We start from the raw sequence: 18,913 nt of genomic DNA, 5'->3' as shown, positions 1-18,913 counted from the left end.
ACTTGCAGTAACGCCGAATAATGGAAGGCTCCACGTAATGGACACGGTGGACAGGCAGCTCATCCAGGCACTTCGCGAGAACGGTCGTGCCTCGTATGCGGAGCTGGGCCGTCTCGTGGGCCTCTCCGGCCCCAGCGTCACCGACCGCATCAACCGTCTGGAGACGGCCGGTGTGATCACCGGCTACCGCGCGACCGTGGATTCGGCCTCGCTCGGTCTGGGCGTCACCGCGCTGATCGGCATCTCCCTCTCCGACGCCGCGGACCACGAGGACGTGGCGCGCCGGCTGCGCGACCTGGCGGAGATCGAGGACTGCTGGTTCATCGCCGGCGACGACTCCTTCATGCTCAAGGTCCGCGCCAGCGACGTCGACGGCCTGGAGAAGATCATCCGGAAGCTCTCCGGCACCAAGGGCGTCTCGCGCACCCGCACCACCATCGTGCTCTCCACGAAGTGGGAGAACCGGGTCGGGGAGCTGCCCGAGGAGGGCTGAGAGTACGGTGGGTGGCGGTTGCACGCAGGACGGGACACATAGAGGAGACACCGGCATGGACGCTGGGCTCAAGCGCGAGCTGGAGGAGAAGGTCCGCTCCGGCGAGCGGCTGACGCGGGAGGACGGCATCGCCCTCTACGAGTCGGACGACCTGGCCTGGCTGGGCGGTCTCGCCCACGAGGTGCGCACGCGCAAGAACGGTGACGTCGTCCACTTCAACGTCAACCGCCACCTCAACATGACGAACGTCTGCACCGCCTCGTGCGCGTACTGCTCGTTCCAGCGCAAGCCGGGCGAGAAGGACGCGTACACGATGCGCATCGAGGAGGCCGTCCGCCTGGCCAAGGCCATGGAGAACGAGAACCTCACCGAGCTGCACATCGTCAACGGCCTGCACCCCACCCTGCCGTGGCGGTACTACCCGCGTTCGCTGTCCGCCCTCAAGGAGGCGCTGCCGAACGTCTCGCTGAAGGCGTTCACGGCCACCGAGATCCACCACTTCGAGACGATCTCCGGTCTCTCGGCCTCCGAGATCCTGGACGAGCTGATCGAGGCCGGGCTGGAGTCGCTCACCGGCGGCGGCGCGGAGATCTTCGACTGGGAGGTCCGCCAGCACATCGTGGACCACCGCACCCACTGGGAAGACTGGTCGCGCATCCACCGCCTGGCGCACGAGAAGGGGCTCAAGACCCCGAGCACCATGCTCTACGGGCACATCGAGGAGCCGCGCCACCGCGTGGACCACGTGCTGCGGCTGCGCGAGCTCCAGGACGAGACCGGCGGCTTCCAGGTCTTCATCCCGCTGCGCTACCAGCACGACTTCGTGGACATGCAGGACGGCAAGGTCCGCAACAAGCTCCAGGCGCGCACGACGATGGCGACCGGCGCCGAGGCCCTCAAGACCTTCGCGGTCTCGCGCCTGCTCTTCGACAACGTGCCGCACGTGAAGGTCTTCTGGGTGATGCACGGCGTGCAGACCGCCCAGCTCGCGCTGCAGCACGGTGCGGACGACATGGACGGCTCGGTCGTCGAGTACAAGATCACGCACGACGCGGACAACTACGGCACCCCGAACAAGCTGGGCCGCGACGACCTCCTGGAGCTGATCCGCGAGGCGGGCTTCCGCCCGGTCGAGCGCAACACGCGCTACGAGGTCATCCGCGAGTACCCCGGTCCCGACGCCGGCCTGCGCGAGACCCCGCAGGCGATGCGCGTCTGAGGTTCCGCTCCCGCGCGTGATGAGCCCCGGTCCCCCGCGGACCGGGGCTTTTGCGTTGCCCGAGAGGGTGAGTAATGACTACTATTCAGTGATGACCCTTACTTTCACCTTCGACCCGGTGGTCGATCCCGCCCTGCGCGACGGCCTCGCCGAGCTGTGGACCGAGGTCTCCAACGCGGGCGGCGCGGTCGGCTTCGTACCGCCCGTCACCCGCGACGTCATCCGGCCGGAGCTGGTCAAGCACCTCGCCGCCATGGCCGAGGGCCGCCACCGGCTGCTGGTGGGGCACGACGAGCGGGGCCGGGTCGCGGCCGCCGCGTTCCTCGCCCTCAACACGCACCGGTTGCAGACGCACTGGGTCTGGGCGTACACCGTCATGGTCGGCCCCGCCCTCCAGGGCCGCGGCGCCGGCCGGGAGCTGATGGCCGCCCTCGCCGACGCGGCGCGCTCGCTGGAGGGGATCGAGGCCATCCGCCTCTCCTGCCGCGGCGGCCTCGGGCTGGAGCACTTCTACGCGGCGTGCGGCTACAAGGAGGTCGGACGCGTCCCCGACGCCATCCGCGTGGCCCCGGGCGACGACCGCGACGACATCACCATGCTGCTGCCGCTGCACTGACCGGCGGGGGAGTCCGGCGGGCGACCCCGGCGGGCCGGAGCGGGGGCCCGGCGTGCTTCACTGGTGAGGCACGTGCCGCCGTAGACGACGAGAGAGAAGGGGTCACCGTGTCCCTCAAGCCGAGCGCGACGATCCGCTACACCGCGATGCGCCTGGGCATCTTCGTCGGATGCCTGGTCCTGGTCGCCGTCCTGGTCAACGTGGGCTGGGTGCCCGCCGGTCTGGGCGACGCCAACCCCGCCTGGGTCGTGCTGCTCGCCCTGGTGCTCTCCGCCCCGCTCTCCTTCATCCTGCTGCGCAAGCAGCGTGACGAGATGTCCGAGCAGATCGCGGGACGCGTCGCGGGTGCGAAGGACAAGCTCGCCGCGAACCGCAACCAGGAGGACGCGGCCGACGACGCCGCCCGCGTGAGCTGACGGGAGCCCGTGGGCTTCCTCACACACCGAACGCGCCGAACTCCACCGAACCGCACCGAACCGCCCCAGCACCGGGAACACCCCCTGGTCCGCTGGGGCTTCGGCATGTCCGGGGGAGTGTGCTCCGCTCCCGTGCGAGCTCGACTCAAAGTACGCCTTTGAGATTCTCAAAGGAGAAGTGTTAGCGTGTTCAACATGTTGACCGTCGCAGCGCACCCGATGACCGTGAGCGTCCCGCTCGTGTCACGCCTGCACGTCGACCTCTGCCGCCGCGTGTCCGCGGCCTGTTGCTGTTGCCGCTGATTCCCCTCGCCCCGTCGAGCCGAATCGATACAGCAGCGGTCCCCGGCCGGCCCGGCCCCTTTCCGGCTGCTGCCGCACCGCATCCCCCGCAGAAACCTTCCGCCTCCCCCGTGCGTCACCCCCGGAGAGTGTCCGTGTCCGCGTCCCCCCAGGCCCAGGCTCCCGCCAAGGCCTCGTTCAAGTTCCCGTTCTGGGCCCAGATAGTCGCCGGCCTCGCGTTCGGCGTCCTGTTCGGCTGGCTCGCCCGCAGCCAGGACATCAGCTGGCTCAAGACCACCCTCGAACAGGTCGGCGACATCTTCATCCAGCTGCTGAAGCTGGCCGTCGCGCCCCTCGTCTTCTTCGCGATCCTGGTGTCCATCACCAACCTCCGCAAGGTGAACAACGCCGCGCGGCTCGCCACCCGCACGCTGCTCTGGTTCATGATCACCTCGCTGATCGCGGTCGCCATCGGCCTGGCCATCGGCCTGCTGACCGACCCGGGCGCCGGCACCGGCCTCACCCCGGCCGACGGCAAGGAGCCCAAGCGGCACGGCTCCTGGATCGACTTCCTGACCGGCATCGTGCCGAAGGACATCATCACGCCGTTCACCGAGCTGAACGTCCTGCAGATCGTCTTCCTCGCCGCCGTCGCCGGCATCGCCGCCCTCCAGCTCGGCGGCAAGGCCCAGCCCGTCCTGAACCTGGCCGAGTCGGTCCTGGAACTCCTCCAGAAGGCCCTGTGGTGGGTCATCCGCCTCGCCCCGATCGGCACCGTCGGCCTCATCGGCACCGCCATCGCGAGCTACGGCTGGGACCTGATCGGCAAGTACGCCACCTTCACCGCCGACATCTACATCGGCTGCGCCCTGGTGATGTTCGGCGTCTACCCGCTGCTCCTCGCGACGGTCGCCAAGGTCAACCCGGTCCAGTTCTTCAAGGGCGCCTGGCCCGCGATCCAGCTCGCCTTCGTCTCCCGCTCCTCGGTCGGCACCATGCCGGTCACCCAGAAGGTCACCGAGCGCCTCGGCGTCCCGAAGGAGTACGCCTCCTTCGCCGTCCCGTTCGGCGCCACGACCAAGATGGACGGCTGCGCCGCGATCTACCCGGCGCTCGCCGCGATCTTCATCGCGAACATCTTCGACGTGCAGCTGGGCATCAAGGAGTACCTGCTCATCGCGTTCGTCTCGGTCGTCGGCTCCGCCGCCACGGCCGGCCTCACCGGCGCGACCGTGATGCTGACCCTCACCCTCTCCACCCTGGGCCTGCCGCTGGCCGGCGTCGGCCTGCTGATGGCGATCGACCCGATCCTCGACATGATGCGCACCGCCACCAACGTGGCCGGCCAGGCGCTCGTCCCGGTCCTCGTCTCGGCCCGTGAGGGGATCCTGGACAAGGAGGCGTACGCCGCCGCCTCGTCCTCCCCGCTCGACGAGCCCGCCGCCGCCCCGGCCGCCGCCGAGCCGGCGAAGGTCCCCGTCGCGGCCTGACGCGCACGCACCCGCCGCGGCCCCCCCCCCCGTCCGGGCGGGGGCCGCGGCGTTCGTGAAGGGACCGGCAGGGCCGGCGGGTTCGGCGGGCCCGGTGCCGTCAGAGCGCGCCGCGGTGACGCTCCTTGTCGTAGGTGCGGCGGTCCCGGAGGGTGGTCCGGATGCGGGCTCCGGTTGCGTCAGCGGTGTCGGGGGCGTCGGGCCGGCTCTGGTACCGGGCGCGCAGGTACCGGTCGCGGAGGTACCCGATGCCGTACCTGGCCGCGGCCGCCGCCACCACCGGGTAGACGTCGGGCCGGGTGAGCAGGTCGAGACCGCCGCTGGCGGCGGCCTCGAAGGGGACCTGCTCCAGGATCTTGTACAGCCCCACGAGGGCGGCGCCGGGCAGGATGACGAGTGCGCCCTTGGCGGCGGCTTCCCGCAGGGTCTTTCGACCGCTCTGCGCATGTGTCTTGACCGTCGACGCCGGCCTTGCGAGCAGGACTCCCGCCGCTGCCGCGGGGACCTGGAGCGCCGTGTGGACGAGGAGCGCCTCCTGTTGGGGGCGGGGCAGTCGGGAGAGGGCGGAGTAGAGGGTGACCTTGCCGATGACCGCCTCGGCCGGATCCGCGGCCGGGGGGAAGCCGAAGTCCTCGGGGCGGGTGGGGGAGACGTGCCGGATGGTGAGGGGGAAGCCGTCCGCGGTCACCATGCGGTAGGCCGAGCACTGCCCGCTGATCTCGTTGCGGGCCGTGCGCCAGATCGCCCGCTCCGGCCGGTCCCACCGATCGAAGTGCCGGTACGCGATGATCATCGTCTCCTGGACGATGTCCTCCGCGACCTGCCGGAAGTCCTCGTTGGGCATGAACCCCTGGAGCTTGCGCAGGCAGAAGCTGCGCAACCGCGGCTGGTAGAGCAGGAAGAACCGGTCCCAGTCGTCCAGGTAGCGCATGCAGCGCCCGCACCAGCGTGTCGAGTCGAGGTACTCCGCCGGCCCGTCCCCGGCGGGGGGCTCCGCGTCCAGCAGGTCGACGGGGGCCGCGCAGTTCAGACAGGGCGTGGCAAAGGGCGGGAAGCTCGTCATCTTGGTCCTCCTCACGACCGCCCGGGGTGGGCCGGTCGCAACGGGTGAGGCCTAGGGAACCGTGTTTGGACGGAGCTGGGGAAGAAAATCTCGAAAGATCTCGGTGGGCGGCGGCGGGCGGGGGCTCAAAGGGTCTGCCAACGCAGGAACGCCAGCGTCGCGAGGAGGTAGGGCCCCGCGTACCACCAGCGGCCCAGCGTGCGGTGGAAGAGGGGCACGGCAGTGAGCAGCAGCCCGGCGAAGCACAGGCCGACGCTGATCCCGGCCAGCAGCCGGGCGTCGTCGCGCATGCGGTCGCCCGGGTAGCCGGGCTGCAACACCAGCGCGCCGTAACAGAAGTACGCGGCGGGCAGGTAGCAGAAGAGGACCAAGGGGAGGCCCAGCACCCACCGCAGGCACCCCTGGTCGGCGGGCAGGTCGATCGACTCGCGGCGCGGGGGGAACGAGGTCTTCACGGTGATCACGACAGCCGTGGGGCCCGGACGGTTGCACGCCGTATGCCGCCGTTCCGGCCGCGTTCCCCTGCGGGGTGGCGGCCGGGGGCTTCAGCGGGCGGAGGCGTGCGGGAGGAAGCCGGTCCAGGCGTGGGGGGTGAAGGTGAGGTGGGGCAGCGTGGTGTCCTTGGAGTCGCGGACGTGGATTGCGGCTGGGGCGTTCGCCACTTCGACGCAGGAGTCGCCTTCGCTGCCGCTGCTGTAGCTGCTCTTGAACCAGTCGAACCCGGGGTTGTGGATCACGTTTCTCCCAGCAGTTCTTCGATGAAGTCCCGAGACTCCAAGGGTGCCAGCGCTTGGGCTCGGATCATGCCATAGCGCAGTTCGAGGATCCGGAGCTGCCTCGGATCGGAGACCGGACGCCCCGCGAACGCCCCTTCCGAGCGGCCCACCGCCGTACCGTTCTCGAATTTGAGCACTTCGATCCCGCCGTCCATCCCGGCGTGTACCTCGCGGTCAGCCGGCATCACCTGGAGGGCCACGTTTCGCAACCGGCCTACCGCCAAGAGGCGTTCGAGCTGTGCCCGCCACACCATTGTGCCTCCGATGGGGCGGCGCAGGGACGCCTCTTCCTGGACGAAGGTGAGTGCCGGACCCGGTTCGCGGTCAAAGACGGATCGGCGTGCCATGCGTGCGCCTACGAAGCCTTCGATTTCGTCCCGTCCATATGCGGGCTGCCGCATCTCGAAGAGAGCGCGAGCATGCTCGGGTGTCTGCAACAGGCCGTGAACGACATGGATGCTGTACACGCCGATCTCAACGGCCCTGGCCTCAAGCTTCGCCAGGTCCCTCACCTTCTTCGGGTAGCGGACCTGTTCCGTGTCCGCCCTCATCGCGGAGATCTTGCCGCCCGCGTTCAGGACCTCGTCCGCCCTGTCCAGGTACTCCGGGCGCGGGATCCGCTTGCCCGACTCGACCTTGCGGACCAGGTCCTCCCCGTATCCGACGGCCGTGCCGAAGTCGGCGGCCCGCATGCCCGCCTCCTCGCGCCAGACCTTCAGCTGGCGCCCGAGCGCCGCCAGGACCGCGATGCCCTGCTCGTCGTCGGGGTCGACCTCCCAGCTCGCGTCCTCCGCTTCCGCTTCCGCCTCCGCGCCGTCACCGTCCACGCTCATGCGTGCCCTCCTCAGGACGTGCCGATTTCCTCAACGCCCCTCCCCGCAGGGCTTCGCGGACAGCCGGGACAGCACCGGACGAGCGCGGGACAGACTCCCGACGCGGAGGCGTTTCCGCTTCACACGGTACGCACGGCCGTCCACGCTGAGTGACGTGAATACTCACATCGGTTATTCCGCGACCCGGTTCGCGGTGCTCCTGCCCGCTGCGCCCCGAGGGGCCCGGCAGGCGCGGCTGCTCGCCGTCGGACAGGTGCTCGCCTGGGGGCTGGACAGCGGGCCGGTCGGGCTGGTGGTGGGGGAGCTCGCCGCCAACGCCGTCACCCACGGGCGGGTTCCCGGGCGGAACTTCCAGGTGGTGCTGAGCCTGGCCGGGCGGGTGCTGCGGATCGAGGTCGTCGACGCGCGCGGCGACCGGATCCCGTGTGCCCGCGACGCGGACCCCGGCTCGGAGGGCGGGCGGGGGCTGGTGTTGGTGGCGGCCGTGGCCGACCGGTGGGGGGTCGAGGAGGGGGCGGCGCCCTGCAAGGCGGTGTGGGCGGAACTGGACCTGCCCGGTGGGGGGCTGGGGCCGTGACGCGGACGGTCGGGACCCGGCGTTCCTCGACGTATACCTACCTAAGTACCGGGGTAAATCCAACCAACCCACCCCTCCGGCTCCCCGCTCACTCACACGGGTGAACTGTGCCAACTCGGCTGGATTTCGGGAGGGTTGGCGGGCATGTGCTCGCCCCACAACATCAGACATGAGACGGCCCCCGCCGGGACGGGCATCCCGGGCGAGGGCCTGACCAACTAGGAAGTCGAACCCTTCCCAATGGCTCTTGAGCACCCTAGCGCGCCCTCGCGCGCCGCGTCCCGGCATCGCGTCGGAACCGCCCCTCCAGGTGTCGTCCACGTCAACGTGCAGCACACCGATCACTACACCGTGGTGGGCAACCACCTCGCCCAGCATCGGGCGTTGTCGCTGGTCGCGATCGGTCTCGCGCTGCACATCCAGTCGCTGCCCGCCGGTTCCAAGGTCGGCATCAAGGCGCTCGTCGGCCGGTTTCCCGAGGGGGAGATCCGGATCGCCACCGCCCTGCGGGAGCTGGAGGCCCACGGGTACCTGGAGCGCAGCCGCGTACGGACCGAGGACGGGCGGCTGGTGAGCCGGACCGTGTCCTACAACCGGCCCCGGACGCCCGGCGCGCACCCCGACCCGCCGAATCCGCCGTCGCCGGACCGCGCACCCGTACCGGAGCCGGAGTCGGGGCCCGTGCGGGAGTCCATGGCCGTGGCCGCGCCGGTGGCGGAGCCGCAGCCCGTGCCCGCTCCGGAGCCCGCGCCCCCATCGGTGGCGGCCCCCGGACCCGTACCCGTAGAAGCGCCGGAGGCCCCGGCCCCCGCCCGGCAGGAGGCCGTGGACCTGCTCGTCCGGCTGCGGGTCGACGACCCCCGGCTGCTGCTCGCGGAGCGCGACGTACTGCGGCTCGCGCCGGAGGTGACCGCCTGGCTGGACCGGGGCGCCGATCCGGAGGCGGTACGGCGCGCGCTCACCGGGGACCTGCCCGCCGACCTGCGCAGTCCGGCCGCGGTGATCGGCTACCGCTTGCGGGCCGGGATCCCGCCGCGGATGCCGGAGGCCCCGGCCCCCGCGCCTCAGGCCCGGCGGCCCGATCCGTTCCAGACCTGCGACGACTGCGAACGCGCCTTCCGCGCCCCGGCCCCCGGCCGCTGCCGCGACTGCCCGCCGCCCGGCGGGCCGACGGACGCGAACGCGGCGTAGCGGCCCGCTGCTACCCGCCGCACCGCATGCAGAAGAACGGGGTCCACTTCAGGCCCGGGGCCATCCGCTTCGTGCCCCAGGGCTTGCCCCCCGGGCCCTCGGCGTAGACGGTGATCGCGTACGGGTATTCGGGTTCGGGCCGTTCCTGGACGTAGATCTTGCCCCGGAACACGCCGCCGAGGTAGACCCAGCCGCTCCACTCGCCGTCCATGTTGTGGCGCGTCCACATCGCTTCGTCGGTGCCGACGATGAACTGTTCCTTGTGGCCGCCCGGGAGCGCGTGGTCGGTGACCCCGTACTCGCAGATGTAGAGGCCCCCGCCGCCGGCTTCGCACGTGGACGCCTGCGCCGCGGGTGCGGCGGCCAGGGTCAGTCCGGCTACGGCCACAGCCGCGAGAACGACCGCCTTGATCTTCTTCATGGTGCGCATGTGTCCTTCGGTGATGTGCGGGGAGCCGCCGGCCGGCCGGTTCCCCCGCACGCCGGTCGTCCTGACCGCACGTCAGGGCATGGGTTGTGGTCCGTCTCCCGGCACGGGACGCGCGGACGCCCACCAGTCGAGCACGCGGCCCGCCACGGCGTCGGTGCGCTGGAGTGCGGGACTGATGCCGAAGTGGTCCTCCAGTTCGTGCCGGAGGAACGCCTCGATCTCCGCCCGGTCGGCGCCCTTGCACAGCCGCCCGAGCAGAGGGGCGAGCAGGCAGTCGTACTCGTCGTCGACCGCGTCGGCGACACCGATCGGGTCCCACTCGTTGAGCAGACCCCGCAGGGCGCGTTCGGTGGCGGTGTTCCAGGGCCTCATGGCTCCAGACTGCCGGATGGGGGGCACGTCCGCCGTGGCCCGCCCGTTCCTACTCGGCCTCGGGGCACTTCAGGCAGTCGAACGGGGTCCACTCCAGCCCCGGCGCCAGCCGGGTCTGGCCCCAGGCCTTGTCCCACCGGCCCGTGGCGTAGATGGTGATCGCGTACGGGTGGTCGGGGTCGGGGCGCTCCTGGATCGAGATCTTGCTCTTGACCGGGCCGCCGAGCGAGACCCAGCCGCTCCACTTGCCGGCCGTGGTGAAGCGCGTCCACATCGCGTTGTCGGTGCCGACGAGGAACTGTTCCTTCTCGCCGCCCGGGAGCGCGTGCTTGGTGACCCCGTACTCGCAGATGTAGAGGCCTCCGCCGCCCGCCTCGCACGTGGACGCCTGTGCCGGTGTGGCGGCGACGGTCAGTCCGGCGACGGCGGCGGCCGCGAGGATGACGGCCTTCAACTTCTTCATGCTGGAACAGCCCTTCTGTGCAACGTCGGTAACCGTTGGTCGGTCGGCTCCCGTACGCCCGTTCACCCTAGGGGCGGTCCGCGGCCCCTTCCGGCGCGTGGCGGGTGCCTGCGGGAAGGGCTGCCCGAAGAAGCAGCGGCCGCGTGGACCGGGAGGTCCGGCAGGGCAGTTCCGGCAGGTCGCGGGGGCAGGGGCGAGGGCCGAGGGGGCCGGTCAGGCCTTGCGCTCGGCGGCGCTGCGCTCGACGCAGAACTCGTTGCCCTCGGGGTCCGTCATGGTCACCCAGCCGGTGCCGTCCGGGTTGCGGTGGTCGCCCGCGACGGTGGCTCCGAGGGAGAGGAGCCGCTCCACTTCCTCGTCGCGGGTGCGGTCCTGTGGCTGGAGGTCCAGGTGTACCCGGTTCTTGACGGTCTTGGCGTCCGCGACGGTGATGAAGAGGAGGGCGGTGCCGGGCGCGGTCACCAGCGCTTCCGGGTCGCCCGGGTGGTCGTCGTCGGCGAGGGAGCCGTCCAGGGCCCCGGCCCAGAAGCGGGCCAGGGCGTAGGCGTCGGAGCAGTCGAAGGTCACGTGGCGCACGAGAGAACTCATGAGCGGCACTATCGGCCGCCCGGGCGGAGGCTGTCCACGGAGATTCGGGCCGGGTGGCCGGGGGAAGGCGCCCCCGCCGTGGGGCGGGGACGCCTCGGTGCGCCTCGGGGCGGCTCGGTGCCGCTCGCGGCTTACCGGTAGCCGACGGTCCAGGCCTGGTTCGCGGCCCCGCGCTTCTCGGGCCACTGGATCATCTGCTGGCCGTTGTAGGGGCTGGAGCCCGGGTCGTCCAGGACCATCCAGCTGTTCTTGTTGCGGAGCTGGGTCTGCCCGGCCTGGTCGATGCCGGCGACGACCCACTGCTGGTTGGCGCCGCCGTGGCAGTCCCACTGACGGGCCACGGCGCCGTTGCTCTTGCTCCAGTCCGCGATCTCAAGGCACTTCTTGGTGCTCACGTTGACGATCTGCGAGTAGCCGTTGCCGTAGATGACGGTCCACTTCTGGTTGCTGCCGCCGTTGCAGTCCCACTGCTGCACGGGCGCGCCGTTGTTGAAGTTGCCGCCGGGAACCTCCAGGCACTTGCCGCTCGCGCCGTTGCGCAGGACGACGGTGTAGGAGCCGTCGGCGTGGGCGGGCACGGTCATCGCGCCGACGAGCAGGGCCGAACCGGCGGCCCCGAGCACTGCGGTGCGCAGCGCGGACAGACGAGAAATGGTCACAACTACCCCGTATTTCTTGGGCGGTGGAACTTCTCACCGCTACGAAGATCACCTTATGTCCGGCCACTGACAATCCCGGAGACCCGCCGTCCGGCCGTCGGCGTGTCTGATCGCGTGGTGGCATGGTGGCGATGGTGCTACGGTCACTAGCACCATGTTGCTGAGGCTGAACACCGCGGACCCGCGTCCCCTCCACGAACAGGTGGCGGGAGCCCTCCGGCGCGCCATCGCCGACGGCGAATGCGCGCCCGGAGACCGGATCCCGCCCGCGCGGGACCTCGCGGGGGCGCTCGGGGTCAATGCCAACACCGTCCTGCGGGCGTTGCGCGTCCTGCGCGACGAGGGGCTGCTGGAGTTCCGGCGGGGCCGCGGGGTGACCGTCGCGGAGGGGGCGGGCGGGCGCTCGGGGCTGCTGGACCGCGTGCGCGGACTGGTGGAGGACGGGGCGCGGCTCGGGTACAGCAAGGCCGATCTCATCGAGATGATCAGGGAGTTGCCGTGAAGCAGCGGACGGGGTGGGGCGTGGCCGGAGGGGCCGCGGGGGTGCTGGTGTTACTGGTGGGGATGCCGGTGGCCGCGAGCGGGCGGCTGCCGGACCGGCTGGCCACGCACTGGTCGGCGGGCTCCGGGGCCCCGGACGGCTCGATGCCGCTGTGGGCGGCGGCGCTGTTCCCGGCGCTGATCTGGGCGGTCCTCGTGGCGGGCGTCGTCCTCGGCCGGCGGTTCGCGGGGCCGGGCGGCGGCTGGGTCGCGGGCACGCTGGCCGGCGCCGGGGTGGGGCTGGCCGGGGGGCAGGCCGCGATCGTACGGGCCAACCTGGACCGGGCGGACTGGCGGCAGGCCGGGTCGGTGACGGCGTGGGTCGCGGGGGTCGTGGTGGCGGCCGTACTGGCGGCGGTCGGCGGGGCGCTGGCGGGCCGCCGGGGCGCGGCCGGGGCGCAACCCCCCTCCGCCGGGCCCCGGATGGAGATCCCGGACGGCGAACGGCTCGTCTGGCTCTCCCGCGAGAGCAACCCGTGGCTGCGGCTGACCGGTGCCGTGCTGGGCCTGGTGGCGGTGGCCGGCGCGCTGTCGGCCCTGTCCGGGCTGGCCGACGCGGCGGCGTGGGGGCTGGTCGCTTCGACCGGCTTCGCCGCCCTGGCCGTGCTGCTCTGCTCGTCGGTCCGGGCACGGGTGACGGGCGACGGCCTGGAGGTGGCCTTCGGCCCGCTGGGGCTGCCGGTACGACGCTGGGCGGCGCGCGACATCGAATCGGCCCGCACGGAACACCGCACCCCGTCCCGGGCGGGCGGCTGGGGCTACCGCATCAACGGCCTGGGCACGACGGTGATGCTGCGGGGCGGCGAATGCCTGGTCATCCGCGCGAAGGGCCGGGACTTCGCGGTCAGCGTGGACGACGCGGAGCGGGGGGCCGCGCTGCTCAACTCCCTCCTTGCGGAACGGCGTTAACCCTCCCCGTCCCGCTTGCGCAGCGCTGCGGCGGTGGCCCACCGGACGGCTCGAACCCGGTCGACGCCCAGCCGGTGGACGGCCCCGTCCGCCGCGGAGTCGCCCGGCCGCCCCGCGACACGTCGCGAGCCCCAGCGTCACCGGGCCGGCCCCGTGCGAGTGCGGACGCAGCCCCGAGGCGGGTCCCCGCTGAGGGGTCGCGGGGAAGTCCGGGCGTCAGGAGCGGGAGTAGGAGCCGAGGCCGATCAGGCAGTACACGTACTGGTTGATGACGCTTCCGTTGAGCGTGTAGCGGTACGAGAAGGCGTACTCGGTGTCGGGGTTGCTCTTGCACTGCTCCATGTCCGAGGAGAACGGGAACCTCTGGATCACCTTGTAGTGCGCGTCCGACGCCGAGCAGGAGACCTCCTTGACGTCGTCCACCCGCTGGGCCGTCTCCGAGTCCGGGAGCCGGCCGTTCAGGCAGGTGCCCTTGTCGAAGGGGGTGGGGGCTTCCGTGGTGGGGGTGGGGAGGGGGAGTGCAGGGAGGGTGGGGAGGGTGGGGCGGGAAGTGCTCGGCGCGTAGGTGTCGGTGGGGGTCGGGTACGGGTCCCGGGTGGTCGGGGCGGAGTACGTGGGGGTGTGGGAGGCCGTGTTCTTCGAGTCGTCGTCCTTGCCGTCGTTCGTCACGACGATGGCGATGATCACGGCCGCCACGACGCCCAGCCCGAGCAGGCAGCCCAGTGGGCTCGACTTCTTCGGCGTTGCGGGTGCGGCGGGCGGCGCCCCCGTCGGTGTGACCCGGACCCGGAGCAGCACCTCGTTCTCGCCGAAGCGGGCGCGGACCAGGTCGCCGTCGCGCGACGGCGGGATGCGCAGGCGGGCCGTGCCGTTGGGCAGGGGGACGGTGACGATCGTGCCCTCGGCGGCCTGCTGTGGGGTGAGCGGTAACTGGATTTCCTGCGGAGACACCGGCGGACTCCTCACGGTGGACGGGCGTGCGGAAGCCGTCGACCGGGCCCCCGCGGGGGATTCTGCCCAGTGGGGGAGGCCTGACGCAGGCGTTCCGGCAGGCCGTTGCCAGGTGGTTACCGACCGTGGGCCGCGATGAAGTCCGCCCGCTCGGGGGAGGCGGGCAGGGGGGCCACGGCTGGCCGCCGCGGGCCGGGTGAGGGCGGCGTGCGGCAGGTCGCCGTCGTAGAAGTACGCGTCCAGCAGCGGGTCCTCCAGCAGGAGGGGGGCGGGGGGACGGGGTGCCGATTCTCCCCGGTGGGTGTGGGCAGGGGGTGGGAGGTGGGTGAAGAAGCGGTCCGGGGGGTGTTCGGGGTCGTTACCCGTGCGTAGATTACCGGCGGTAACCCCGGAACGACCGAGGAGAACAGCCGTGGAAGCCGAGCCGAAACTGGTCGAGCCCCTCAAGACGACCGTCGCCGGGGTGGTGCGCGAGGTGGCGGTCCCCGCCCTCGCCGGGATGCCGGTGAGCGGCTCGCTCGGGGACCTCCCCTTCGAGAACGCCCGCCAGGCCCCGCACGAGCCCGTACTCGCCCGCAAGGAGCCCGACGGCACCTGGCGCGACGTCACCGCCGCCGAGTTCGCCCGCGAGGTGCTCGCCGTCGCCAAGGGGCTCATCGCCGAGGGCCTCCAGGAGGGCGACCGGCTCGCGATCATGGCCCGGACCACCTACGAGTGGACGCTGCTGGACTTCGCCGGCTGGGCCGCCGGGCTGGTGACCGTACCGATCTACCCCACCTCCTCGGCCCTCCAGGCGCGCTGGATCATCCACGACTCCGGGGCCGTGGCCTGCGCCGTCGAGGACACCGCGCAGGCCCGCATCATCAGCGCCGAGCGCGCCAACCTGCCCTGGCTCGCGCACCTGTGGGAGTTCGACACCGGGGCGGTCGCCCGGCTCGTCAAGGCCGGGGAGCACCTGCCCGACGCGATCGTGCACGCCCGCAGGTCCACCCGTACACCGCAGTCCGTCGCCACGCTCGTCTACACCTCCGGCACCACCGGGCAGCCCAAGGGATGCGTGCTGACCCACGCCAACTTCTACGCCGAGGTCGACAACGCGGTGGAGCTGCTGCACCCGGTCTTCAAGTCGGTCAGCGAGGACCCGGCCTCCACCCTGCTCTTCCTCCCGCTGTCCCACATCTTCGGGCGGATGGTCGCCGTCGGCTGCCTGCGGGCCCGCGTCAAACTCGGACACGCGCCGAGCATCACCACCGAGGACCTCCTCGCCGACCTCGCCGGCTTCCAGCCGACCTTCCTGCTGGCCATCCCCTACGTCCTGGAGAAGGTCTACAACACCGCCCGCGCCACCGCCGAGAAGATGGGCAAGGGCGCCTCCTTCGACCGGGCCTCCCGCATCGCCCAGAGCGTCGGCGAGGCGCAGAGCGAGGGCAGACGGCCCCCGATGGGCACGCGGGCCGCGCACGCCCTGTACGACCCGCTCGTCTACCGCCGCGTCCGCGCCGCCCTAGGCGGCCGCGTCCGCTACGTCCTCAGCGGCGGCTCCCCCCTCGGCCGGCGCCTCGCCGCCTTCTACACGGGCGCCGGGATCGAGGTCTTCGAGGGCTACGGGCTCACCGAGACGACCGCGGCCGCCACCGTCACCCCGCCGCTGCGCCCCCGGCTCGGCACCGTCGGCTGGCCGCTGCCGGGGACGGCGGTGCGCATCGCCGACGACGGGGAGGTGCTGTTGCGCGGGGCGCACGTCTTCGCCGGCTACTGGAACGTCGCCGCGCAGCAGCCCGGCGACTGGCTGGCCACCGGGGACATCGGCGAGCTCGACGCGGACGGGTACCTCACCATCACCGGCCGCAAGAAGGACGTGATCATCACCTCCGGCGGCAAGAACGTCGCCCCCGCCCCCCTGGAGGACTGGCTCCGCGCCCATCCGCTCGTCGGGCAGTGCATGGTCGTCGGCGACAACCGGCCGTACGTCACCGCCCTGATCACCCTCGAACCGGACGGGCTGGCGCACTGGCGGCAGATGCACAAGAAGCAGGGGGTGCCGATCCGCGAGCTGCTCACCGACGAGGCCCTGCTCGCCGACCTCCAACGGGCCGTCGACGAGGCGAACGCGCTGGTCTCGCGGGCCGAATCGATACGCCGCTTCGCCGTCCTGCCAGGGGACTTCACCGAGGAGCGCGGGCACCTGACGCCGTCGATGAAGCTCAAGCGGGGCGCTGTCGCGCGGGACTACGAGCGGGAGATCGAGGAGCTGTACCGCAGGGAGCGGTGAGGCGGACCCCGGCCGGGCACGCCCCGGACCGCCCCGGACCGTCCCCGGCCGGGGGCAACCCCTCCGGTGGCGGCCGAGGGGCGGGAGGGGCGGGGCGCGCTTAGTGTGAGCTGGGCTGACCGGTCCGGGGGGTCACCCGAGGAGGGTGCCGTGCACCGTTCCCACCGCCGTACCCGCTCGCACGGCCCCGGCCGTTCCCATACGGACGCGCCCGGCCGTTCCCATACGGACGCGCCCGGCCGTTCCCGTACCGACGCGCCCGGCCGCCCCCGTACCCCCGTCCGCGCCCGGCTGCGTACGCGTGGGGCCGCCGCGGCCTGTGCGGTCGTGCTGGCCTCCGCCCTCGGGGCGGGCCCCGGCCCCGGCTCCGGGAGCGGATCCGGCACCCCGTCCCCCGCAGCGGGGTCCATACGGTGGGGGGACTGCCCCGACAAGCCCGTGCCCGACGGCATGACGTGCGGGTCCGTGACCGTCCCCCTCGACCACGACGACCCCGCCAAGGGGACCATCCGGGTGGCCCTCGCCCGGATCCCGGCCACCGCCCCCGGCCGGCACCCCCTCGGCTCGCTGCTGCTGAACTTCGGCGGCCCCGGCGGACGCGGGACCACCTCCCTCGCCGCCGACCCCGAGACCTTCGCGAAGCTCGGCGAGCGCTACGACCTCGTCACCTTCGACCCCCGCGGCGTCGGCCTCAGCGAACCCGTCTCCTGCGGCGGCTCCCAGGAGGTCGGCGACCGGGTCCCGGCCGACGCCGCCTCCCAGCTCGCCGCCCTGCGCGCCGTGGCCCGCCGCTGCGCCCTGCACTCCGGACCCGTGTTCCCGTACGTCGGCACCGTCCAGGTGGCCCGCGACATGGAGTCCATCCGCCGCGCGCTCGGCGACAAGAAGCTCAACTACCTCGGTTTCTCCTACGGCACCCGGCTCGGCGCCGTCTACGCCGCCCTGTTCCCGCACCGCACCGGCCGGATGGTCCTCGACGGGGTCGACACCCTCGGCGAACCGCTCGCCGAACAGGCCCTCGCCTCGGCGCGCGGCCGCCAGCGCGCCCTCGACCGCTTCCTCGCCTGGTGCGCCCACCGTCCGGGCTGCGTCTACGGCACCAGCGCCCGCACCGCCAAGGAACGGGTCGACGACCTCGTCGCGCGGCTCGACCGGAACCCGCTCATCGGGGACGACGGCTCCTGGTTCACCGGACAGGACGCGGCCGACGCCATCGCCACCGGCCTGTACGCGCCGGCCGCCTGGCCCGCCCTCGCCGACGCCCTCGCCCTGGCCGAGCGGCGGCACGACCCCGTCGGGCTGATGCAGCTCGGCGGCCCCACCGGCCCGGTGCCCGACGCGGGCGACGGGCACGCCACGGTCCCCGCCGACAACGCCGAGGCCGCCCTCACCGCCGTGAACTGCGCCGACGACCCCGACCGCAGCGAAGACCGGGCCGCCCCGGCGGCCATCGAGCGGGAGATCCGGGACCTGGAGCCGGAGTTCCGCGCGGTGTCGGAGGTCTTCGGGCCGGGCCAGCTGGGAACCGTGCTCGCCTGCTACGGACGCCCCGCCGGCACCGACTTCATCCGCCGGATCGACCACCCCGGCGCCCCGCGCATGCTCCTCGTCGGCACCCGCGGCGACCCGGCGACCCCGTACGAGTGGACCGAGGAGACGGCCCGCCGGCTGGGCTCGGCCGTGATCGTGGACCACAAGGGCGACGGACACACCGGCTACGGGACCTCCGCCTGCGTACGCCGCCACGTGAACGCCTTCCTCACCGACGGCCGCCTCCCGCACGGAACGCCCGCCTGCCCCGCCGGGGAGTGACCCCCGGCGGGGCGGACGGCGGGTCTCGCGGCGCGGCGGCCGGCAGACTGCTACACCGGCGCGGCCGGGGCGGTCCCGCCGAGCAGGCTCTGGTCCAGGCGGGCCCGCCAGTCCGGCTGCGCGAGCGGGTCGCGCGTGGTGAGGTCGGAGATCCGCTTGAAGGAGCCGGCGATCGCGTCGACGGCGACGCAGTCCTCCTTCATCCCGGCGACGAGGGCCCGGCCCTCCGGGTTGAGGTAGGAGTCGAGCCTCAGCTCCGGGAAGGCCGCGCAGGTTCTCGCTCGCTGGCGCAGCTCATCCAGTTCACCACCCCGCTCCGGGGCGGGGAGCTCTGCTACTTCGGGGGCCGGGTGGAGGACGTGGTCGCGGAGCCGGCGCAGGCCCGGCCCACCCACCTGCCGTCCGTGCCGCGCCTGGTCGAGAAGGTGCACGCGGTGGTGCCGGCCCTGGCCGAGGGGACCGAGCGCGGCCGGGAGCGGTTCGAGGGAGGCCGTACGGCTGGGGCGCCGGCGGCCGACGGCCGGCTCCCCGACGCCGACCGGCGGCGCCCCGACCGCCTCCGCCACCCTCGACTTCCTGCGGGCCTGCGGCATCCGGGTCTTCGGGGGCTACGGGATGACCGAGTCCGGCGGGGTGGTCAGCCTCAACCGCCCCGGACCCGTCCGCCCCGGAACGGTCGGCCGTCCGGTCGTCCTTCCGGGTGCCGGACGGGAGCTCTCGGTCGCCGACGGGACGCTGACCCCGACCCTGAAACTGCGCCGCCGGGCGGTGGCCGCACGCTGCGCCGCCGAGGTCGAGGCCCTGTACGCCGCCGGCCCCGGCCGGACGGGCAGGCCCTGTCAGCCAGGACCTCATCTGCGCGGGAGCACCCGCGATCCCGGCTTGGCCGAAGCCATGGACCGGGCGACCGCAACCCCGGCACCCTCGCACTCGGGATGCGATTCAACGGGACGGCGGGCAT

23 protein-coding genes (1 of these 23 running past the window's edge) are annotated in these 18,913 nt (G+C 72.6%); 12 read left to right on the top strand and 11 right to left on the bottom strand.

The genetic code is table 11. The features are described 5' to 3' along the window. Positions 1–37: 37 nt before the first annotated feature. The 5 genes from ACZ5D2_RS23760 (at position 38) to ACZ5D2_RS23740 (ending at position 4,516) form a co-directional block, all read left to right on the top strand. Positions 38–493 carry an Lrp/AsnC family transcriptional regulator gene (locus ACZ5D2_RS23760; RefSeq protein ID WP_030232075.1) on the top strand — a complete coding sequence of 152 codons (456 nt, stop codon included), beginning with the start codon at positions 38–40 and terminating at the stop codon, positions 491–493. A gap of 55 nt (positions 494–548) precedes the next feature. Continuing rightward, entirely contained in the window at positions 549–1,712 is a 1,164-nt protein-coding gene (mqnE, locus tag ACZ5D2_RS23755) for an aminofutalosine synthase MqnE (protein ID WP_371678085.1), read from the top strand. Between the two features lie 91 nt (positions 1,713–1,803). Continuing rightward, positions 1,804–2,328, top strand: a complete 525-nt coding sequence (locus ACZ5D2_RS23750) for a GNAT family N-acetyltransferase (RefSeq protein WP_371678086.1) — start codon at positions 1,804–1,806, stop codon at positions 2,326–2,328. A gap of 146 nt (positions 2,329–2,474) precedes the next feature. After that, the gene (locus ACZ5D2_RS23745; protein WP_371681239.1) at positions 2,475–2,744 is read left to right on the top strand and encodes a DUF4229 domain-containing protein; all 270 of its coding nucleotides are present in this window, start codon (positions 2,475–2,477) and stop codon (positions 2,742–2,744) included. 431 nt (positions 2,745–3,175) lie between these two features. Further along, entirely contained in the window at positions 3,176–4,516 is a 1,341-nt protein-coding gene (locus ACZ5D2_RS23740; RefSeq protein ID WP_371678087.1) for a dicarboxylate/amino acid:cation symporter, read from the top strand. Between the two features lie 100 nt (positions 4,517–4,616). Here ACZ5D2_RS23740 and ACZ5D2_RS23735 read toward each other — a convergent pair whose 3' ends face one another. The 4 genes from ACZ5D2_RS23735 to ACZ5D2_RS23720 all read right to left on the bottom strand — a co-directional run bounded on the left by ACZ5D2_RS23735 (position 4,617) and on the right by ACZ5D2_RS23720 (position 7,188). Beyond that, entirely contained in the window at positions 4,617–5,579 is a 963-nt protein-coding gene (locus ACZ5D2_RS23735; RefSeq protein ID WP_371678088.1) for an RNA polymerase sigma factor, read from the bottom strand. Positions 5,580–5,704: 125 nt separating this feature from the next. Then, complete coding sequence (locus ACZ5D2_RS23730) at positions 5,705–6,034, bottom strand: hypothetical protein (RefSeq protein WP_371678089.1); 330 nt, start codon at positions 6,032–6,034, stop codon at positions 5,705–5,707. 90 nt (positions 6,035–6,124) lie between these two features. Next, positions 6,125–6,316, bottom strand: coding sequence for a DUF397 domain-containing protein (locus ACZ5D2_RS23725; RefSeq protein WP_371678090.1), 192 nt, complete (start codon positions 6,314–6,316; stop codon positions 6,125–6,127). Next, positions 6,313–7,188: a helix-turn-helix domain-containing protein gene (locus tag ACZ5D2_RS23720; protein WP_468931761.1), complete on the bottom strand. Its 876-nt coding sequence runs from the start codon at positions 7,186–7,188 to the stop codon at positions 6,313–6,315. Before ACZ5D2_RS23720 ends, ACZ5D2_RS23725 begins: the two co-directional genes overlap by 4 nt. Before the next feature lie 154 nt (positions 7,189–7,342). On the opposite strand from ACZ5D2_RS23720, the gene ACZ5D2_RS23715 reads away from it, so the two are divergent. Continuing rightward, complete coding sequence (locus tag ACZ5D2_RS23715) at positions 7,343–7,765, top strand: ATP-binding protein (RefSeq protein WP_468931758.1); 423 nt, start codon at positions 7,343–7,345, stop codon at positions 7,763–7,765. Between the two features lie 327 nt (positions 7,766–8,092). Continuing rightward, positions 8,093–8,956 (top strand): helix-turn-helix domain-containing protein, encoded by an 864-nt coding sequence (locus tag ACZ5D2_RS23710; protein WP_468931755.1) that lies wholly within the window; start codon positions 8,093–8,095, stop codon positions 8,954–8,956. A gap of 10 nt (positions 8,957–8,966) precedes the next feature. On the opposite strand, the gene ACZ5D2_RS23705 is transcribed toward ACZ5D2_RS23710, so the two are convergent. From ACZ5D2_RS23705 to ACZ5D2_RS23685, 5 genes are all read right to left on the bottom strand, one after another. After that, the gene (locus ACZ5D2_RS23705) at positions 8,967–9,386 is read right to left on the bottom strand and encodes a hypothetical protein (protein WP_468931752.1); all 420 of its coding nucleotides are present in this window, start codon (positions 9,384–9,386) and stop codon (positions 8,967–8,969) included. A gap of 72 nt (positions 9,387–9,458) precedes the next feature. Further along, on the bottom strand, positions 9,459–9,758 hold the full coding sequence (locus tag ACZ5D2_RS23700) for a hypothetical protein (RefSeq protein ID WP_371678096.1): 300 nt from the start codon (positions 9,756–9,758) through the stop codon (positions 9,459–9,461). 49 nt (positions 9,759–9,807) lie between these two features. Beyond that, the gene (locus tag ACZ5D2_RS23695) at positions 9,808–10,221 is read right to left on the bottom strand and encodes a hypothetical protein (protein WP_371678097.1); all 414 of its coding nucleotides are present in this window, start codon (positions 10,219–10,221) and stop codon (positions 9,808–9,810) included. Positions 10,222–10,434: 213 nt separating this feature from the next. Then, entirely contained in the window at positions 10,435–10,809 is a 375-nt protein-coding gene (locus ACZ5D2_RS23690; RefSeq protein WP_371678098.1) for a VOC family protein, read from the bottom strand. A 131-nt stretch (positions 10,810–10,940) separates the two neighbouring features. After that, positions 10,941–11,468 (bottom strand): RICIN domain-containing protein, encoded by a 528-nt coding sequence (locus ACZ5D2_RS23685; RefSeq protein ID WP_468931748.1) that lies wholly within the window; start codon positions 11,466–11,468, stop codon positions 10,941–10,943. A gap of 154 nt (positions 11,469–11,622) precedes the next feature. Here ACZ5D2_RS23685 and ACZ5D2_RS23680 point away from each other — a divergent pair, with 154 nt between their 5' ends. After that, on the top strand, positions 11,623–11,970 hold the full coding sequence (locus ACZ5D2_RS23680; protein ID WP_266839684.1) for a GntR family transcriptional regulator: 348 nt from the start codon (positions 11,623–11,625) through the stop codon (positions 11,968–11,970). Continuing rightward, the gene (locus ACZ5D2_RS23675) at positions 11,967–12,917 is read left to right on the top strand and encodes a DUF1648 domain-containing protein (protein WP_371678100.1); all 951 of its coding nucleotides are present in this window, start codon (positions 11,967–11,969) and stop codon (positions 12,915–12,917) included. The genes ACZ5D2_RS23680 and ACZ5D2_RS23675 overlap by 4 nt, the downstream gene beginning before the upstream one ends. Before the next feature lie 216 nt (positions 12,918–13,133). Here the strand turns inward: ACZ5D2_RS23675 and ACZ5D2_RS23670 are convergent, their stop codons facing one another. Next, the gene (locus tag ACZ5D2_RS23670) at positions 13,134–13,868 is read right to left on the bottom strand and encodes an LppU/SCO3897 family protein (RefSeq protein WP_468931744.1); all 735 of its coding nucleotides are present in this window, start codon (positions 13,866–13,868) and stop codon (positions 13,134–13,136) included. A 412-nt stretch (positions 13,869–14,280) separates the two neighbouring features. Here ACZ5D2_RS23670 and ACZ5D2_RS23665 point away from each other — a divergent pair, with 412 nt between their 5' ends. Continuing rightward, the gene (locus ACZ5D2_RS23665; protein ID WP_371678102.1) at positions 14,281–16,140 is read left to right on the top strand and encodes an AMP-dependent synthetase/ligase; all 1,860 of its coding nucleotides are present in this window, start codon (positions 14,281–14,283) and stop codon (positions 16,138–16,140) included. A 150-nt stretch (positions 16,141–16,290) separates the two neighbouring features. Then, positions 16,291–17,952, top strand: coding sequence for an alpha/beta hydrolase (locus ACZ5D2_RS23660; protein WP_468931740.1), 1,662 nt, complete (start codon positions 16,291–16,293; stop codon positions 17,950–17,952). Positions 17,953–18,002: 50 nt separating this feature from the next. Here ACZ5D2_RS23660 and ACZ5D2_RS23655 read toward each other — a convergent pair whose 3' ends face one another. Next, the gene (locus tag ACZ5D2_RS23655) at positions 18,003–18,518 is read right to left on the bottom strand and encodes a hypothetical protein (RefSeq protein WP_468931737.1); all 516 of its coding nucleotides are present in this window, start codon (positions 18,516–18,518) and stop codon (positions 18,003–18,005) included. Between ACZ5D2_RS23655 and ACZ5D2_RS23650 the strand changes: the two genes are divergently transcribed. Continuing rightward, positions 18,451–18,913, top strand: partial view of an AMP-binding protein gene (locus ACZ5D2_RS23650; RefSeq protein WP_468931844.1) — the 5' portion only. The gene runs 284 nt beyond the window's last position; the window shows 463 of its 747 coding nt (coding positions 1–463); its start codon is at positions 18,451–18,453; its stop codon lies off the right edge, out of view. The two genes, ACZ5D2_RS23655 and ACZ5D2_RS23650, sit on opposite strands and share 68 nt — an antisense overlap.

This window comes from Streptomyces sp. NPDC031479, assembly GCF_055581065.1.
This window is presented reverse-complemented; position numbering and strand designations above follow the sequence as displayed.

Coding starts and splice junctions, on each gene's coding strand:
- ACZ5D2_RS23760 (WP_030232075.1), top strand. CDS start 38: ATGGACACGGTGGACAGGCAGCTCATCCAGGCACTTCGCGAGAACGGT.
- mqnE (WP_371678085.1), top strand. CDS start 549: ATGGACGCTGGGCTCAAGCGCGAGCTGGAGGAGAAGGTCCGCTCCGGC.
- ACZ5D2_RS23750 (WP_371678086.1), top strand. CDS start 1,804: ATGACCCTTACTTTCACCTTCGACCCGGTGGTCGATCCCGCCCTGCGC.
- ACZ5D2_RS23745 (WP_371681239.1), top strand. CDS start 2,475: ATGCGCCTGGGCATCTTCGTCGGATGCCTGGTCCTGGTCGCCGTCCTG.
- ACZ5D2_RS23735 (WP_371678088.1), bottom strand. CDS start 5,579: ATGACGAGCTTCCCGCCCTTTGCCACGCCCTGTCTGAACTGCGCGGCC.
- ACZ5D2_RS23720 (WP_468931761.1), bottom strand. CDS start 7,188: ATGAGCGTGGACGGTGACGGCGCGGAGGCGGAAGCGGAAGCGGAGGAC.
- ACZ5D2_RS23705 (WP_468931752.1), bottom strand. CDS start 9,386: ATGCGCACCATGAAGAAGATCAAGGCGGTCGTTCTCGCGGCTGTGGCC.
- ACZ5D2_RS23700 (WP_371678096.1), bottom strand. CDS start 9,758: ATGAGGCCCTGGAACACCGCCACCGAACGCGCCCTGCGGGGTCTGCTC.
- ACZ5D2_RS23695 (WP_371678097.1), bottom strand. CDS start 10,221: ATGAAGAAGTTGAAGGCCGTCATCCTCGCGGCCGCCGCCGTCGCCGGA.
- ACZ5D2_RS23690 (WP_371678098.1), bottom strand. CDS start 10,809: ATGAGTTCTCTCGTGCGCCACGTGACCTTCGACTGCTCCGACGCCTAC.
- ACZ5D2_RS23680 (WP_266839684.1), top strand. CDS start 11,623: ATGTTGCTGAGGCTGAACACCGCGGACCCGCGTCCCCTCCACGAACAG.